The sequence below is a fragment of the Kordia aestuariivivens genome, from assembly GCF_014397005.1.
Taxonomy (GTDB): domain Bacteria; phylum Bacteroidota; class Bacteroidia; order Flavobacteriales; family Flavobacteriaceae; genus Kordia; species Kordia aestuariivivens.
The window spans coordinates 152,113-168,585 of sequence record NZ_JACGWS010000004.1; the positions used below are offsets into that span (position 1 = coordinate 152,113).

The 16,473-nt window shown below is 34.0% G+C and carries 14 protein-coding genes; 11 read left to right on the forward strand and 3 right to left on the reverse strand.

Going from position 1 to position 16,473, the window contains the following annotated elements; all coding sequences use genetic code 11:
• Positions 1–105: 105 nt before the first annotated feature.
• Complete coding sequence (locus H2O64_RS08090; RefSeq protein ID WP_187561681.1) at positions 106–1,788, reverse strand: OmpA family protein; 1,683 nt, start codon at positions 1,786–1,788, stop codon at positions 106–108.
• A gap of 250 nt (positions 1,789–2,038) precedes the next feature.
• Between H2O64_RS08090 and H2O64_RS08095 the strand changes: the two genes are divergently transcribed.
• Positions 2,039–2,368 (forward strand): YegP family protein, encoded by a 330-nt coding sequence (locus H2O64_RS08095; protein WP_187561682.1) that lies wholly within the window; start codon positions 2,039–2,041, stop codon positions 2,366–2,368.
• Between the two features lie 66 nt (positions 2,369–2,434).
• On the opposite strand, the gene H2O64_RS08100 is transcribed toward H2O64_RS08095, so the two are convergent.
• Both H2O64_RS08100 and H2O64_RS08105 read right to left on the reverse strand, forming a co-directional pair.
• Positions 2,435–3,457, reverse strand: a complete 1,023-nt coding sequence (locus H2O64_RS08100) for a threonine aldolase family protein (protein ID WP_187561683.1) — start codon at positions 3,455–3,457, stop codon at positions 2,435–2,437.
• A 190-nt stretch (positions 3,458–3,647) separates the two neighbouring features.
• Positions 3,648–6,071 carry a zinc-dependent metalloprotease gene (locus H2O64_RS08105; RefSeq protein ID WP_187561684.1) on the reverse strand — a complete coding sequence of 808 codons (2,424 nt, stop codon included), beginning with the start codon at positions 6,069–6,071 and terminating at the stop codon, positions 3,648–3,650.
• Between the two features lie 140 nt (positions 6,072–6,211).
• Between H2O64_RS08105 and prfB the strand changes: the two genes are divergently transcribed.
• From prfB to H2O64_RS08155, 10 genes are all read left to right on the forward strand, one after another.
• A protein-coding gene (gene prfB, locus H2O64_RS08110; RefSeq protein WP_187561685.1) for a peptide chain release factor 2 occupies positions 6,212–7,319 on the forward strand; the annotation gives its coding sequence in 2 pieces (ribosomal slippage) (positions 6,212–6,274 and positions 6,276–7,319; 1,107 coding nt in all).
• A 60-nt stretch (positions 7,320–7,379) separates the two neighbouring features.
• A complete protein-coding gene (locus H2O64_RS08115) occupies positions 7,380–8,003 on the forward strand; it encodes a zinc ribbon domain-containing protein (RefSeq protein WP_187561686.1) in 624 nt (207 codons plus the stop codon).
• Positions 8,004–8,007: 4 nt separating this feature from the next.
• Complete coding sequence (gene arsC / locus H2O64_RS08120) at positions 8,008–8,349, forward strand: arsenate reductase (glutaredoxin) (RefSeq protein WP_187561687.1); 342 nt, start codon at positions 8,008–8,010, stop codon at positions 8,347–8,349.
• A 129-nt stretch (positions 8,350–8,478) separates the two neighbouring features.
• Positions 8,479–10,914: a TonB-dependent receptor domain-containing protein gene (locus H2O64_RS08125; protein WP_187561688.1), complete on the forward strand. Its 2,436-nt coding sequence runs from the start codon at positions 8,479–8,481 to the stop codon at positions 10,912–10,914.
• A 179-nt stretch (positions 10,915–11,093) separates the two neighbouring features.
• Positions 11,094–11,690: an aspartyl/asparaginyl beta-hydroxylase domain-containing protein gene (locus H2O64_RS08130; protein ID WP_187561689.1), complete on the forward strand. Its 597-nt coding sequence runs from the start codon at positions 11,094–11,096 to the stop codon at positions 11,688–11,690.
• Between the two features lie 42 nt (positions 11,691–11,732).
• On the forward strand, positions 11,733–12,302 hold the full coding sequence (locus H2O64_RS08135) for a hypothetical protein (RefSeq protein WP_187561690.1): 570 nt from the start codon (positions 11,733–11,735) through the stop codon (positions 12,300–12,302).
• Between the two features lie 288 nt (positions 12,303–12,590).
• Positions 12,591–13,136 carry a hypothetical protein gene (locus H2O64_RS08140; protein WP_187561691.1) on the forward strand — a complete coding sequence of 182 codons (546 nt, stop codon included), beginning with the start codon at positions 12,591–12,593 and terminating at the stop codon, positions 13,134–13,136.
• A 104-nt stretch (positions 13,137–13,240) separates the two neighbouring features.
• Positions 13,241–14,983, forward strand: a complete 1,743-nt coding sequence (locus H2O64_RS08145; protein ID WP_187561692.1) for a sensor histidine kinase — start codon at positions 13,241–13,243, stop codon at positions 14,981–14,983.
• A complete protein-coding gene (locus tag H2O64_RS08150) occupies positions 14,980–15,726 on the forward strand; it encodes a LytR/AlgR family response regulator transcription factor (RefSeq protein ID WP_187561693.1) in 747 nt (248 codons plus the stop codon). The genes H2O64_RS08145 and H2O64_RS08150 overlap by 4 nt, the downstream gene beginning before the upstream one ends.
• A 370-nt stretch (positions 15,727–16,096) precedes the next feature.
• Complete coding sequence (locus H2O64_RS08155; protein WP_187561694.1) at positions 16,097–16,339, forward strand: hypothetical protein; 243 nt, start codon at positions 16,097–16,099, stop codon at positions 16,337–16,339.
• Positions 16,340–16,473 lie beyond the last annotated feature (134 nt).

The window sequence follows — 16,473 nt, forward strand, 5'->3', positions numbered from 1 at the left end:
AAACGATATAATGACAAGCTTAATCTAAGGAGCTTTTCATTGAGAGCAAAAAAAAAGGGAAGCCAATTGGCTTCCCTTTTTGTATGAATGTATCTTTTTAAAATCTTAGTTCTTTTGATCTAAAACTCTAAATTGTGTTCTTCTGTTTGCTAAGTGTTCTCTTTCTGTACAAGAAACACCATCAGCACATCTGTTTAATAATCTTCTTTCTCCGTATCCGTTAGAAACAATTTTACTAGCGTTGATACCTTTAGCAATTAAGTAGTTTGTTACTGCTTGTGCTCTTCTTTGTGATAACGCTTCGTTACTATCTTTTGTTCCTCTTGAATCTGTGTGAGATGCAATTTCTACTGAAACTCCAGTTTGTAATACAGGTAATAATTTAGCATCAATCTCACGCTTTGCAGCAGGTGTTAATGTTGCACTACCTAAATTCCAGTTGATGTTAAGGTCGTTGTATGTTAAGAATTTACAATCAACTTCTTTCCAAGTAGTTAATCCACCTTTCTTAGTCAATACTTCTTTCGTTACAGTTTTGTAAACTGCAGGAACTTCTGTTGCTACTACACTAGCGTCTTGTGCTAATTTTGTAGTTTTTAACGTAGTTTGTTTTTGAGCAATTGGAATTGATCTTGCAGCTGGAGCTGATGTCATTACTGTTTTCTTATACGTCTTGCTTATTGAAGGAATATCTTCTACACGAGTAGTTTCGTTTGTAATGATTGTTTTCTTTACAGTTTCAGTTACTGCAGGAATTTCAATTCTTTCCGTAGTTGGAGGTGTTACCATCACTCTACGCTTAATTGTTTTACGTACTTCTGGTACATCAACAACACGAGTTGTTGGAGGTGTAACCATTACTGTTTTCTTGATCGTTTTTGTAACTGCAGGAATAGGAATAATTCTTGTGCTTGCAGGCTTTACCATTATTGTTCTTGTGAATGTTCCTTCACCACATGGCTTTCCTCCATTATTGTTAGGATCACAATCAGGTGTTCTTTCTGAAGAAGCATCAGCAGCCAAACGCTTAACAGCGATTGTTACATTTTGTGCAGGAATACCTTTGTAACACCAATATCTACAATCATCAGGGTTTGATGAATTACAATCTGCTGGTGGAAGTTTACTCATTTGCCATTCAGCAGCAGCTGGTTTAACCTCAACTGACTCATAGTCACTTGTAAAAGATGCAGGTACAACTTTAATTGAAGAACCATATTCTCTCTTCTTGTATGTAACTGTTTCAGTTCCCCATTCTGCTGGAATTACTTCCATACGCTGAGAAGCTTCTTTAGTTGTGATAACCACATCTCTTGTTTCGTAAACTGCTGGGACAATTACTACTTTTTGATATGCTGGTTGTGTAACCACTTCAAAAGTTCTGTTTTCGTAAACCGCAGGAATAACTTTTAAGCTATAACTTGCTTCTCTTACAACAACAGTTTCTGTATCTCTACTTTTTTGTGATGGGACTTTCACTAAACGTTGAGATGCTTCTTTCGTAACTACTTCAAAAGATTCAGTTCCGTACTCAGCTGGTACGATTGCTAACTCTTCTCCTGCTACCTTAGATAACACTGTTTCATTTACTGTGGTATACGTAGCTGGGACTACTTTCAACTTTTTGTAAGCTGGCGATACCATAATTTGTACTTCTTGGTTTTCGTAAACGTCAGGAGTTACACAACGAACGTAACATTTTCCAGGTTCTGGGTTTGTTGGCAAGTCTTGTCCGAAGGCAAACGACCCAATGGCTAAGGCTAGTCCAAATAATAGATTTTTTCTCATGTCTTAAAATGATTATTTATTAATTGTTATTATTATTGATTAACAAGCTACGAAATTATCAATTTAGAAAGTTAAACAATTATTGAGGTGCTATGCGTACATAATATTTAGTTTAAATACATCAATTATCGATTAAATGCATTCTTTGGGGAAAAACCCTGTATAATCTTTATGAATTGAAACAAATAGCATTTCTTTTCCAAGATATTTTTGATATATTTACTACATCTAACTAAATCTCTAATTAACTATGTTTGAATTATTCCAAAGTGAAAACAATCAAAAGTTTTACTTTAATTTAAAAGCTAAGAACGGGCAAATCATTATGTCTAGTCAAGGTTACGCTGATAAAAGCGGCGCAAAAAACGGTGTTGAGTCTTGTAAAAAGAATTCTACGGATGATAGTAAATTTGAACGTAAAACTGCCAAAAATGGAAAGTTTCATTTTAGTTTAAAAGCAGGAAATGGGCAAATTATTGGAAGTAGTCAAATGTATTCAAGCGAAGCAGGAATGGAAAACGGAATCGAATCTGTGAAGAAGAATGCAGGAAGCGCCGAAGTGAAAGACTTAACTGAATAGAAAGTAACTAGTCATAAAAAAGCGGTTGTGTGAAAAGAATACTTCTCACACAACCGCTTTTTGTCTTTACATGATTTTTTGAATGATTTTTAAAAACTCTTGATGCATCTCAGCAGTATAATCTAAATGTGTTACAATTCGTAGCTTTCCACTTCCCATACCAATCAAGTCAATTCCTAGCGCTTCTAGTTTCTCCAAAAAAGCTTTTTCGTCAATATCATCTTGCAGGTAAAAAATAATAATATTAGTATCAATTGGCTCTACTTTTTTAATGATTGCCAATTCTGCTAGCGTCTTCCCTATTTCTTTAGCCTTCTGATGATCTTCCGCTAAACGTTTCATCTGATGATCTAATGCATAACTTGCTGCTGCAGCTAAATAGCCAGCCTGACGCATTCCGCCACCTAAGATCTTACGAATCCGCAATGCTTTGTGAATGGTTTCTTCATTTCCAACCAACACAGATCCGACAGGACAGCCTAATCCTTTTGAAAAACACACAGAAATAGTATCAAATAATGCTCCGTATTGTTCAGGCGTTTCTCCTTTTTCAACCAACGCATTCCACAAACGGGCGCCATCTAGGTGAAAACCTAACTCATGATCTTTGGCAACTTTATGAATTTTTTCAATTTCACTAAAATCCCAACATGCGCCGCCGCCTCTATTTGCTGTATTTTCTAGCGCGATTAAAGCTGTTAACGGACTGTGATAAAAATCAGGTGGATTTATGGCTGCTTTGGCTTGCTCGGCAGTAAACATTCCGCGATGTCCATCGACCAATTTACACGAAACACCACTATTAAAACTCACGCCGCCACCTTCATAATTATATATATGTGCATCTTTATCACAAATTACCTGATCACCAGGATTTGTGTGTAACTTTATTGCAGTTTGATTCGCCATCGTTCCGCTTGGAAAAAACAATGCTGCTTCTTTTCCAAACATTTCGGCTACTTTTTGCTCTAAATGATTTACTGATTCATCTTTTTTAAACACATCATCGCCCACTTTTGCATCAAACATTGCTTTGAGCATTTGTGGTGTCGGTTTGGTTACCGTATCGCTTATTAAATTAATTCGCATTTTTTTGTTAGTATTGAGGTTTTTGTTGTTTGTGAAAATTAAATGATTGAAAATCTAATTCTTTTTTTGCCACGAATTCACGAATATTTTTCTTTAGTTTTTTACGCTGTTTTTTTAATACTTAATTCTTTTTGTTATTCGTTATTCAAAAATAGTTTTCAATTTAAAAATTAGTGTTCAGATTCAGTACTTAGTATTGAGTGTGATAACAATTATCACTTCCAATTGGCGAACCATCAGGAATTTTCGGAGAAACTTCTATTTTGAACTTTTCTGGATATTTTTTAAACTGTTCTATTTGTTCAAAGTAATAGCGTTTATAAGCATTCTCTTCTTTTTCTAATGAAGATAGTTTTAACGTGTTATTAATTTCATTTAATAGATATGAACTTTGCGCTTTTACTGCAGGAGAAGCATTTGGATGGTTCGCCAAACTCATCAAATGTTTTAACACATTTACATTAATTACATGTCCTAATTCGCGTTCATGCGCATCTACATAGATTTTATACAACGTATTTTTCAAAACCTCATTAACCATTTCCGTAAAACTTAATTGATCTTCATCTTTACTTTTTTGTTGAATTAAACGTGCAGCACGTTCTGGATGAAATAGAAACTTTAATGTCATATCACTTGCCGTTGCTGCTGGACTCATCGCGTCAAATCCAACGCCAGTTTTTCCGTTGAACGATTCTCTTGATCGCCAATATGTATACGCTCTTGGCGGAAATAAATCGAGTTTATCTTGTGGAATTTTGAGTGTTTTCGCGTCAAGCGTTTTCAACAGAACAGTCAAAGCTTCGCGTTGTATTTTTGGTGAAACAACTTTGGTTATTAATTGTCCATCATTTTTAGTCGCATAATTATAGTCCAATCCGCCAATAAGCTTAGTGGTTGCTTCTGTTTGATATCTGTGAAAGAAATACAACGGCACAAAAACATCTTCTAAAACCGTATATGGCTCGTAACTACGAATGTTATCTTTTGAGAAATTCTTGATGGCTAACGCGCGTACTTCTAATACATTTTGCAAGGCAGAAGCAGCACTTTTTCCATTGTCCCATAAATGAGCATTTGCATGTGCGCCACCAGCTGGTCGTGCGTCTGCATCTGAGATAAAACGATGTCCTTCTTTATAAGATGTATCTAAAATAGCTCGTAAGCCTTGTTTTTCATCTACTTTGGAAGCAAATTCACTATATGTATATGCAACGGTTACTTTGTCCCACGAACCAATTCCTGTGGCATACGCATTTGATAAATCGATCTTTCCATTGGTAATTTTCACTGCTGGATGCGGATAATCCATCACAGAACTCCGGTTGTTGGTACTTGAAGCAAAATTGTGTGCAAAACCAATGGTGTGTCCAACTTCATGCGCTGATAATTGTCGAATTCGTGCCAACGCCATTTCTAACATTGGTTGATGATTTGTATCGTTATTCGCAAAAGGCGCGTTTAGCAACGCTTGCGCAATAAGGAAATCTTGACGAATTCGTAAACTCCCTAAACTTACATGTCCTTTAATGATTTCTCCAGTTCGCGGATCTACCACACTAGCACCATAACTCCAACCACGCGTGGAACGATGCACCCACTGAATGACATTGTAACGCAAATCCATTGGATCTGCATCTTCTGGTAACATTCTTACTTGAAACGCATTTGCATAGCCAATTTCCTCGTAAGCTTCATTCCACCAACGTGCACCATCTAGCAACGCTGAACGTACAGGTTCGGGTGTTCCGGGATCGAGATAATATATGATTGGTTCTTTTGCTTCACTTTTAGCTGCATTTGGGTTTTTCTTTTCCAAACGATGTCTCGTGATAAACCTTTTCAGCATCGGTTCTTGAATTGGCGTTGCGTAATCGTAATACGAAATACTAATCGCGCCACTTCGTGGATCAAAAACTCTCGGTTTGTAGTTAGCATCTGGTAATTTCACAAATGAATGATGTTGTGTTACTGAAACTAAAGAAGCATTTGGTGTGACACTTCTAATGTTTCCACCTTTTGGTTTTCCTTTAAATGTTAATAAGGCTTCAAATTCTACATTTTCAGGAAATGCTTTGGTTCTTGGCAATGACAGTGCACTTTTGGTTGTATCTATCTTATAAGCACCTTGTTTATTATCGGCTAAACTCTGAATAACACCATGCGCATCTTGCAATAAAAACGGTGTTAAATCAATAATATATTTATTTTTTTTATCTGAAATAATCGGGAAACCGAATAACACAGATTTTGCAAACGCTTGTTCCACACTTTTACGTTCAAGATTGTTTGTGGTATTTGCTCTGTATCTTAAATTGGGCTGTACCAACATAAGTTTATTTCCCATTTTTTGAAATTGCACGACAACTCCATCGCCAATTTGTCCTCTATCTAACCCAATGTCGTTGGAACCAATTCCGCTCGCCAATGAATAGACATATAAAAAATCTGTATTCAGTTTATCGACTTCTAAAAAAATCTTATCTGTTTTTTCTTCGTAAGAAAAATTAAAAAATCCAGTATAATTTTCGCGTGGATGTTGTTTCTTTTTCTCTTGCGAAAAACCTGTTGTCGCAGCTAAGAAAATGAAAACCAAGAGTATATAGTTCTTCATTGTAATATCATTTTAACTCAAAGTAAAACCGTTTATACTTTTACAAAAAGAAGCTTTCTGCATGATTGCTACGGTTTTTCTATTTTACGCTATGAATATACACAAAACATCTTATTTTTGTGAGAATAAAAATAATAAACATGATAACATCAGATCACGTAAAAGATCTTATCAATCGCCTTGGTGCGTTAAGGAGGTATCTTTGACATAGATGCCAAGCTTGTCGAAATTTCAAATGAAGAAGAGAAAACGTACGATCCTAACTTCTGGGACAATACTAAAGAAGCTGAAATTATTATGAAAAAACTCCGCGGAGAGAAGAAATGGGTTGGTGATTACAACGCTGTTTCTGATCTAATTGGAGATTTGGAAGTATTGTACGAATTCTATAAAGAAGGTGATGCTACTCCCGAAGATGTGGAAACACAGTTTGAAAAAGCAAAAACAAAAGTTGAAGATTTAGAGTTCCGAAATATGTTATCTGACGAAGGTGACAGTATGAGTGCTGTGCTACAAGTAACTGCTGGTGCTGGCGGAACCGAAAGTTGTGACTGGGCAGAGATGTTAATGCGAATGTATTTAATGTTTGCCGAGAAACAAGGATATAAAATAAAGGAACTTAATTACCAAGCTGGTGATGTTGCAGGAATTAAAACGGTGACGTTAGAGATTGAAGGCGATTATGCCTTTGGTTGGCTTAAAGGTGAAAATGGTGTGCATCGTTTGGTGCGTATTTCTCCGTTTGATAGCAATGCAAAACGTCATACTTCGTTTGCGTCTGTATACGTATATCCGTTGGTTGATGATACGATTGAAATTGACATCAATCCGGCAGATATTGAAATTATCACTTCACGTTCTAGTGGCGCAGGTGGACAGAATGTAAATAAAGTTGAAACAAAGGTTCAGTTAAAACACAAACCTTCTGGAATTCAGATTTCTTGTTCGGAAACACGCTCACAGCAAGATAACCGAACGCGTGCCATGCAAATGTTGAAATCGCAGTTGTATGAAATTGAATTGAAAAAGCAATTGGAAGCACGAAACGATATTGAAGCTGGCAAGATGAAGATAGAATGGGGATCACAAATCCGAAATTATGTAATGCATCCGTATAAATTAGTCAAAGATGTACGTACAGCGCATGAAACAGGAAATGTTGACGCAGTCATGAATGGAAATATTGACGAGTTTTTGAAAGCATATCTTATGACTATGGGCCAGAAAAACAATGAAGATATACTGTAATTCAATATTTTACAGTAAAATTTTCAGTATTATTGCTAGTATTAATTTTAAAATATAACAATGATTATTTATGGAGGAAGTTCTAAAGATTTAGGAACACGGAAATTACAAGGTGCCAAATGTCCAAACTGTGAAGCAACAGATATTCATGCACATGCAGTTGTGAATTACGGGACATTGTTTTTTATTCCACTTTTCCCAACCAATAAAAAATATTCATCTATTTGTGGAAATTGCGATCAGGTATTGACTAAGAAGCAAATGCCGCAACAGATGAAAGATAAGTTGGCTTTAGAGAAACATCATTTCAAATCGCCACTTTACTTGTATGCTGGTGTAGTTATTATTGCATTATTAATTGGTTTTGGTATTTATACTTCAAGAAATAATGATGCACTTATGGCGGAAAACATCAAACATTTGGAAGCTAACGACGTGATTGTTTTCAAAGAAAAATCCAAAGAATATTCCTTTGCTAAAGTACATCAAGTACGAAACGATACCATTATAGTAAACTATGGATTATATACTTATGAAGGTGGATATAGTGCGCCAAGTGAATCTGAATTCAATTCAAAAAAAGCTACCGTAACCGATTTTTACACAGAAGATTTATCTTTTTACTTGCAATCAGAAATTGATTCTTTGTACGGAAATGGAGACCTTGTAAAAATTTACAAATAAAATTATGATAAAAATATACCACAATCCACGATGTGGAAAATCGAGAGAAGGACTTGCTATTGTAGAAGAATCAGGGCTAGAGTTTAAGGTTATTAAATACTTAGAGAATAGACTTTCTTTAGCAGAATTGACAGAAATCATTGAACTTCTTGGGATAGAACCCATCGATTTAGTTCGCCAAAACGAACCTTTTTGGAAAGAAAATTATAAAGACAAACGAATTTCGAAAGCGCATATTATGAAACTGATGCTTTCAAATCCAAAATTAATGGAACGACCAATTGTTGTAAACAGAGATAAAGCCGTGATTGGACGACCACCAGAAAATATTAAAACGATTTTATAACTTCAAAACCCAGCAATATTGCTGGGTTTTCTTTTAACAGAACTTTAACCATTATCCGTTAAACCATGTCTTTTCTTTGCAGTCAAACTCACACCAAAAAAAATCATACTAAGAAAACTACGTACTGAAATGAAAAAATTACTGCTATTCCTATTCCTCATAGGAATGATTCCTATTTCCAATGCACAACAAGGAAAATCTACTAAAAAAGTAAAGATTACAGGAAAAGTATTTGATAAAAAGACAAAGCAACCACTTGAGTACGCTACAATTATCTTTCAAGATACTGCCAAAAAAAGATCTGTTACTGGTGGAATTACCAAAGCAGATGGTTCGTTCAATATTGAAGTAGATGCCGATACGTATGATATTACAGTAGAATTTATTTCGTTTGCTTCACAAAAAATAAAAGCAAAATCATTAGTAGAAAATACATCTATTGGTAATTTTTTCCTTGCGGAAGATTCGCAAAGTTTAGAAGCCATAGAAATTATAGCAGAGAAAACTACGGTTGAGTTGAAACTTGATAAAAAAATCTATAATGTTGGAAAAGATTTAACGGTTAGAGGTGGAACGGTAAGCGACGTACTCGACAATGTACCTTCGGTTTCTGTAGATGTAGAAGGAAATGTATCGTTACGTGGAAATGACAACGTTCGTATTTTAATCAACGGAAAACCTTCTGGTTTAGTCGGGTTGAACTCAACGGATGCATTACGTCAATTGCCAGCAGATGCTATTGAAAAGGTAGAAATTATCACTTCGCCATCTGCGCGTTATGACGCAGAAGGAACTGGCGGAATTTTAAATATTATTCTTCGTCGCAGCAAATTGCAAGGAATGAATGGTGCCATTACGACAAATGTTGCCTATCCGCTCGGTTATGGAATTTCAGGAAACATCAATTACCGAACTGGCGATTTTAATTTCTTTACAACTTCTGGTTACAACCGTAGAGATGTTCCTGGGAACTCAGAAACTTTTACAGAATATTTTAATGGAGATGACCCAAATACATTTTTGGATGAACAACGAAACTTTGATCGTATCCGAAAAGGATTTAATAGCAACGTTGGTGTTGAATGGTATGTAAATAAATCTACATCAGTGACAGCTTCTTTGGTGTATAGAGATAGTAACAATGAAAGTAGTACGACCAATATATTGACACAATTTGATTCCGGTTTGAATGTTACCAATGTAAGTTCACGTTTTGATCCTGAATTTGAAGATGATAAAACAATTCAATATGCGTTAAATTTTGATAAAAACTTCGAGAAAAGCGGACACAAACTCACAATGGATTTTCAGTATGAAAGCAGTACTGAAGATGAACGATCGTTTATTTCGGTAGATAATGTACTTGCAGAACAAGTAGCTACTATAGAAAGTCAAGATCGTATTTTATTACAAACAGATTATATCCTTCCAATTGGAGAAACGGCTCAGTTTGAACTTGGGTATCGCGGTAATTTTTTAGATTTAAACACCGATTATTTAGTTGCTTTTTTAGAAGACGAAACATTTGTCCCTGATACAAATTTGAGTAACGTACTTAACTATCGCGAATATGTAAATGCTGTATATACGCAGTACGGAAACAAAATTAACAAGTTTTCTTTCTTACTTGGATTGCGAATGGAAAGTACACGTATTACGATTGATCAAGTGACAAGTGGCGATTTTGATAAGAAAAATTATGTAGGCTTCTTCCCTACTGTAAATATTGGTTATGAAATTTCGGAAGATCAAAGTATCACTTTAGGATACAACAGAAGAATTCGTAGACCGCGTTCACGATTTATCAATCCATTTCCTTCACGCTCAAGTATTACCAATGTTTTTCAAGGAAATCCTGATATTGATCCAAGTTATTCTAACGGAGTTGATTTAGGTTATTTGAATCGTTTTGGAAAATTAACATTAAATACTTCTATCTATTTTCAACGTGCTACGGATGTATTCAATTTTATTAGTGAAGATACTGGCGAAACAACGTTGTTGAATGGTGAAGAAGTGCCAATTATTCGCAGAACGCCCATTAACTTAGCCAGAAACGATCGTTTTGGTTTTGAATTTACATTAACCTATAATCCATCTAGAAAGTGGCGTGTAAACGGAAATTTCAATCTTTTTCAATCGTATAATAGAGGTGATTTTAATGGTGTAAATTTTGATGCAGACAACTTAAGCTGGTTTGTCAGAATCAACAATAAAGTGACGCTTCCAGGAAGTATCGATTGGCAAACACGTTTGTCGTATAGAGGTCCAAGCGAAGATGCACAAAACAAACGAAAAGGAATTTTCTCTATGAATCTTGCGTTTAGTAAAGATCTATTAAATGAACGCGCTTCTATTGCGTTTAATGTGAGTGATGTTTTTAATTCGCGAAAAAGGCAATCAGAATCATTTACAGATACGTTTAACAGTGATGGCGCATTTCAATGGAGAGAACGCACAATGAACCTTTCTTTTACCTATCGATTCAATCAGAAAAAGAAAAATGAACGAAATGGTCGTGGACAAAACTTTGATGATGAAGGCGGATTTAGCGCAACACCATAATCGTTTTTTATAACATATAAGAAAAGCTGCAGTGTTCATCATTGCAGCTTTTTTTATGCGACTTATCGTACATAAATCTCACTGTTTTGATGCTTCTTACTATTTTTGTGCTGACAGTTTTATACTTTTTTAGTACTTTAGATTTTTAAGCAATAACACACCTATTAAAATTATAGATTATGGCGCATGCAACTCCTAAAACACAAAGTAAAGATCGAATTAAATTACCTTTTACATTTGATGCTGACAAAATGTTAGCTGAGTTTGAAGCGTTAAAACTTCAAAGCTTTGAGTATTACAATGTAATTCCGTTACGAGCGCCTGCGCATACGGTTGATACTTCATTACCAGCGCCGCCACCTGCGGACGATTATGCCGATGGTTCGTGGTGTGATTGGTTGGATACTGAATATTTAGAATCAGCTCCATACTTAAAAAGTGTTGTGGATACATTTAAGGCAAATACTGATGTTACATTAGTTCGTTTGCTACGTTTAGCAACAAATTCTGTAGTGCAAGAACACACCGATCCGACACTTGGTTTGGAAATTCATAAATCAGTCATTCGATTGACAATTCCTATTCTAAACAAAGAAGGTATTCAGTTTTTCTTAAATGGTACAGAAGTGCCAATGATGCCAGGCGAATGTTGGTATTTACGATTAACTGATCCGCACAGAGTGATCAATAATGGTCCTGAAGAACGTGTAAATTTGACCATTGATATGGTTCCAAACGATTGGATTCGGAATATTATTATGGGAAGTGATCGATAGTATTTATTTTTCATTCCATCTTTCTAAAAAACTACTTCTTATATGAAGAAAATTATTGTAATATTCACTTTATTTTTATCAATATCAACAAGTTTAGCACAACAAACTTCTAATGATCTTCGAACAGCTTTCAATACATATTTAAAAGCAATGGAAGAAAAAAACTATGAAAAGGCACTTGATTTTTATTATGAAAAATATTTTAAAATCATGTCAAAATCAGAGTTCTTAGAAAAGTTGAAAGCATTAGACACTAATGAACTTTTAGACGGTGAAAATAAAAATTCTAAAATAATTTCTGTATCAAAAAGTATTATGTATGATAATGTAGAATATGCGTTAGTAGAAAGTCAAGTTAATGTGTATATAAAATTTAAAGATATCGTAGATAAAGAAGTTATAGAACTTGTAAAAGAACAAATAGAAGCTAAAGAAAAAAAAGTATCATATTCTGAAGAGCGAAAAGAAATAAGTTATTACAGAAATTCCTTAGGTATTGCGATAAAAGATAACGGTTGGAAAATTATTCCGTATTCAGAAAAATTAGCACTTTTCACTAAAACGATTGTACCTTCTGAAGTTCTTGAAAAATTAAATCTCCAGAAGAATTGATCGTTTTCGTTCAACCTAAAAAATAGATTACAAAAAAAAGCGAACTTCGGTTCGCTTTTTTTGTGCTTTATCATGAACGTACTCTTGTACTAAAATTTATAGCTTTCGTTCCAAAAAATTGCCATTTTATTCTATTTTTCTATTAATCAATAACTTTATTTTTTCTCTTTGTATAGAATTGCTTTATTAAAGAATAGCAATTCTATACAAATTCTCGATTATAATCAAAAACGGCGGAATCCGAAAAGCCTTATGAGTAGGAACACTAAAAATCTAAAACTTTATATTATGAACACAAAAAACACAATATTAAAAACAGAAGATGATGTGACTGTTACTAAAGAGAGAATGAGTGCCATAGAAACAATTATTAATTCAACTACCAAAATTAACCCTTTCCCAAGCCCAATGCCTTGTTACGAAAGTTTTACAGGTGGCGTATCATCGATAAATGATATAACTCTAGGAATCATTAAAGATGATTTTATACTTCCGCCTGCTGCTTCCGCTATTCTTGTAGACGAAGTGTTGATTGTTGGTTTATTATTGACTGCTAAAACTAGTAAAGCATTACATGAAATGGAAGACTTTCAAATGAATTACCAACTTACACTTAATGACTATGGACTACCACAATTAAACATTTACGTGTTGTATTCAGAAACAAATAGCGAAGAAAATCCATATTGGGATAACTCTTTTCAAATTACTTTTGATCGTAATATAACACCCGAAATCAACTTAGAAGAACTCACAACAATTCAAGTATTTTTGCAAGATGAAGATCCCCGAACCTCTAGAGGAACTGTAACGACTGTAAAAAGACCTATGTAAAAAGACCTCCTAAAAACATAACATTGACATGAAAAGAGCAGCGATTCTAGTGTCGCTGCTTTTATATCTTTTTTAATTTAAGTACATTGTAGAAAAAATAATACATGTGTGTTGTCACTAAAAAGGCATTCTTATTAATCTTTACTTTACTTCCACTATTTCTTTTCTCACAAAATGAAAAAGACATAAGTGCTTTTAAGAAAGTGATCAAAAGTAAAACACATAAATTCAATACAAATCGTTATTTTTCAAAAGCGCAACGATTCTTTATAGAAGATGAATGGGATTCTACCCTATTGTACACAATGAAAGAGTTAAGCGTACGAAAAAAAGATCGTGAGCTTATTGATTATTGTCATTTTCTAAGAGGTCTCAGTTTTTATGAAAAAGAAGTATTCGAAGAAGCAGAGAAAGAATTTGCTGAAATTTCCAATACATTTGAATTAAACAACAATGTAAAAGTCATTTTAGGCGCTATAGCATTAGAAGAAGAAGAATTCAGGAAAGCCATTACTTATTTTAAAGAAATTGATACCATCACAACACAAGATTTGTTAGGGATCAAAAAAGGAAACCTGAAACATAACATTGGTTTGTGTTACCTGCATCTCGAAGAATATGAGGAAGCCGAACTGTATTTAAAGAATAGCGTTGTACTACACGAACAACAAAAAGACACCTTAGAATTAATCAGTTCTTACGGAAATATGGCTAATTTATACTATCAGCAATACAAAGATAAACTAGCTATTCCCTATTTTGAAAAAGCATATCAGTTAGCAAAAACGACTAACGATTTTGTTTCTAAGCAAAATACAGCAGAAAATATGGCGGTTGTAGAAGAAAATCGGAAAAATTTATCGAAAGCTCTTCAGCACAGAAAAGAGTTTGAACAATGGAAAGATTCTGTCAACGATCAAAATGATATCTGGAGAACCGCACAAGAAGAAAAAAAATACGCCATTAATGAAAAGGAAAAAGAAGTGGTGGTACTTCAGGCGGAAAATAAAGTGAAGCAAGCCGAACGCAATACGTTTTTATATTCTGCTATTGTGCTGCTTTTATTATTAGTGGCGAGTGCTTATTTCTATCGTGAAAAAGTAAAATCAAATAAAATCATCAATGCTCAAAAAGAAGATTTAGATGAATTAAATGCAACAAAAGACAAACTCTTTTCCATTGTAAGTCACGATTTGCGTTCTTCTGTAAATGCCATTAAAACGAGTAATAAAAAATTGGTAAACACATTAGAAACAGAAAACTTAAAAGAAGTAAACAATCTATTGCAAAACAATAGTGCCATTGTAAATGGTGCGTATAATTTACTCGATAATTTACTGAATTGGGCACTATTGCAAACCAAACAATCGTATTTTGAAATTGCCAAACTACACTTGTTTCATACGGCAGAACACGTAGCCTACAATTACAAGGCAATATTGGCAGACAAAGAACTTTCATTTGAAAACAACATTTCAAAAAGCGATGTTGTATTTGCAGATCAGGAATCGCTCAAAATTATCTTACGAAACCTAATTGACAATGCAATCAAATTTTCAAATCCGAAAGGAAAAATTACACTATACACTCAAAATAATAATGATGAATTTTGTAATTTAGTCATTGAAGATGAAGGTATCGGAATGGACAACTCAACACGAGAAGAACTATTAAAAGAAACGGTGTTGCTCTCAAAAAAGAAACATGAAAACATCATCGGAACCGGATTAGGCTTGCAATTATGTAAATCGATGATTAAAAAAAATAATGGTAAATTCTCCATAAAAAGCGAACTCGGAAAAGGAACCAAAATGATAATTTCACTACCAAAAAAACCTACCCAATGAACACTGTAAATGTACTTATTGTTGAAGATACCATAACTGAAAGTGACGCGTTAGTTTCAGTACTAAAACAAAACGATTTCAACATTGTTGGTGTTGCTAACACGCTCAAAAGTGCCTTAAATCTTTTCTATAATGAAAAAATAGACATTGCTATTATTGATATTTTTTTAGATGAAAGACCTGATGGTATCGCTTTCGCTGAAACGATCAATGCAATTCCAAATGCTGCAAAACCATTCATATTCCTAACAAGTTCCACAGATCGTACGATTTTTGGGCGTGCAAAACTGACACATCCGTATAGTTACCTCATCAAACCTTTCAACGAACTTGAAATTTTATATACCATTGAAAGAGCTTTGGAAAAATTCTATGATCAAAACGATGCTTTCCTAAGTGACGATGAAAACCTTGTCATCGGAAACGATAACCTATTCATCAAAAAAGGGAAATCACTCAAAAAGGTGCATACAAATGATATCATCTACATAGAAGTTGAAGAAAAATATTGCAATATCATCACTGAAAAAGAAAAATTTGTCATTCTAATTTCGCTTGTAAAAATTCTGGAATTACTTGATCCGAACAAATTTTACAGAACGCATCGCAACTTTATCGTGAATCTTCAAAAAGTAGAAGAAATTGTCCCAGGAGACAATCTTATCATACTTTCGGGCAATCACAAAGCAACCTTGAGCGAGAAATACAAAGACATTACAAAAAAGATTCGTACGTTAAAATAAATCATTCTTCCATTAGTATAAAACTTAAAACTCATACTTTACTATTTAATATTCTTTGCACACTAAGTAAAAAATTTAGTGATACAAATCTTACATCTTGTGCATAAAAATCTCCTTCTTGTGCCATTTTTTAATTCTCACCTCCTATTTCAAGCTAATTTCACATCAGAAATAAAAACGCTAGCAATTTTAATTTACCAACCATTTTTAATTAATCATTAGCAGTATCAACTTAACTGTGTTTACAGTTCTAAAAAATCGAATACTCAAAGAGATTACTAAAAATAAAAACGTGGAACAAAAACCACTTAAAAAAAGAGGCGGAATCCGAAAAGCCCATGAGTAGGAATACAACTAAAAACAAAATATTATGGATTTTTTTAACGGAGTATGGATTGACGAAGCTAAAGTAGAAATAAAAGTTTCAGGTTCAAACAATCATTTAGAAGTTAAGTATAGTAATGGACGTGGACCATTTCACGGATTATCTATTCAACTAGCACAAGCAGTTATCAATGTTGATTTTACAGATGACAAACCATTCACAGGAGTTGCATCTGTTTCAGGTGATTTGATCTACTGGGCAAATGGAACAACATGGAGAAGAAAATAATTTTTCCTTCTCACTTAAGTAAAAAGTTTATGAAAAGAATTGCTTTCGCTAGATGGTGAAAGCAATTCTTATTTTTGTTTAATTCGCAACAAAAGTCTACTAAAATTGTAGATTTATAAATTTTTACATGATTT

What these genes read in the sequence shown, in the direction of transcription:
- H2O64_RS08095 (WP_187561682.1), top strand. Translation starts at nt 2,039, where the DNA reads ATGTTTGAATTATTCCAAAGTGAAAACAATCAAAAGTTTTACTTTAAT.
- H2O64_RS08150 (WP_187561693.1), top strand. Translation starts at nt 14,980, where the DNA reads ATGAACACTGTAAATGTACTTATTGTTGAAGATACCATAACTGAAAGT.
- arsC (WP_187561687.1), top strand. Translation starts at nt 8,008, where the DNA reads ATGATAAAAATATACCACAATCCACGATGTGGAAAATCGAGAGAAGGA.
- H2O64_RS08125 (WP_187561688.1), top strand. Translation starts at nt 8,479, where the DNA reads ATGAAAAAATTACTGCTATTCCTATTCCTCATAGGAATGATTCCTATT.
- H2O64_RS08130 (WP_187561689.1), top strand. Translation starts at nt 11,094, where the DNA reads ATGGCGCATGCAACTCCTAAAACACAAAGTAAAGATCGAATTAAATTA.
- H2O64_RS08115 (WP_187561686.1), top strand. Translation starts at nt 7,380, where the DNA reads ATGATTATTTATGGAGGAAGTTCTAAAGATTTAGGAACACGGAAATTA.
- H2O64_RS08155 (WP_187561694.1), top strand. Translation starts at nt 16,097, where the DNA reads ATGGATTTTTTTAACGGAGTATGGATTGACGAAGCTAAAGTAGAAATA.
- H2O64_RS08135 (WP_187561690.1), top strand. Translation starts at nt 11,733, where the DNA reads ATGAAGAAAATTATTGTAATATTCACTTTATTTTTATCAATATCAACA.
- H2O64_RS08100 (WP_187561683.1), bottom strand. Translation starts at nt 3,457, where the DNA reads ATGCGAATTAATTTAATAAGCGATACGGTAACCAAACCGACACCACAA.
- H2O64_RS08105 (WP_187561684.1), bottom strand. Translation starts at nt 6,071, where the DNA reads ATGAAGAACTATATACTCTTGGTTTTCATTTTCTTAGCTGCGACAACA.
- H2O64_RS08090 (WP_187561681.1), bottom strand. Translation starts at nt 1,788, where the DNA reads ATGAGAAAAAATCTATTATTTGGACTAGCCTTAGCCATTGGGTCGTTT.
- H2O64_RS08140 (WP_187561691.1), top strand. Translation starts at nt 12,591, where the DNA reads ATGAACACAAAAAACACAATATTAAAAACAGAAGATGATGTGACTGTT.
- H2O64_RS08145 (WP_187561692.1), top strand. Translation starts at nt 13,241, where the DNA reads ATGTGTGTTGTCACTAAAAAGGCATTCTTATTAATCTTTACTTTACTT.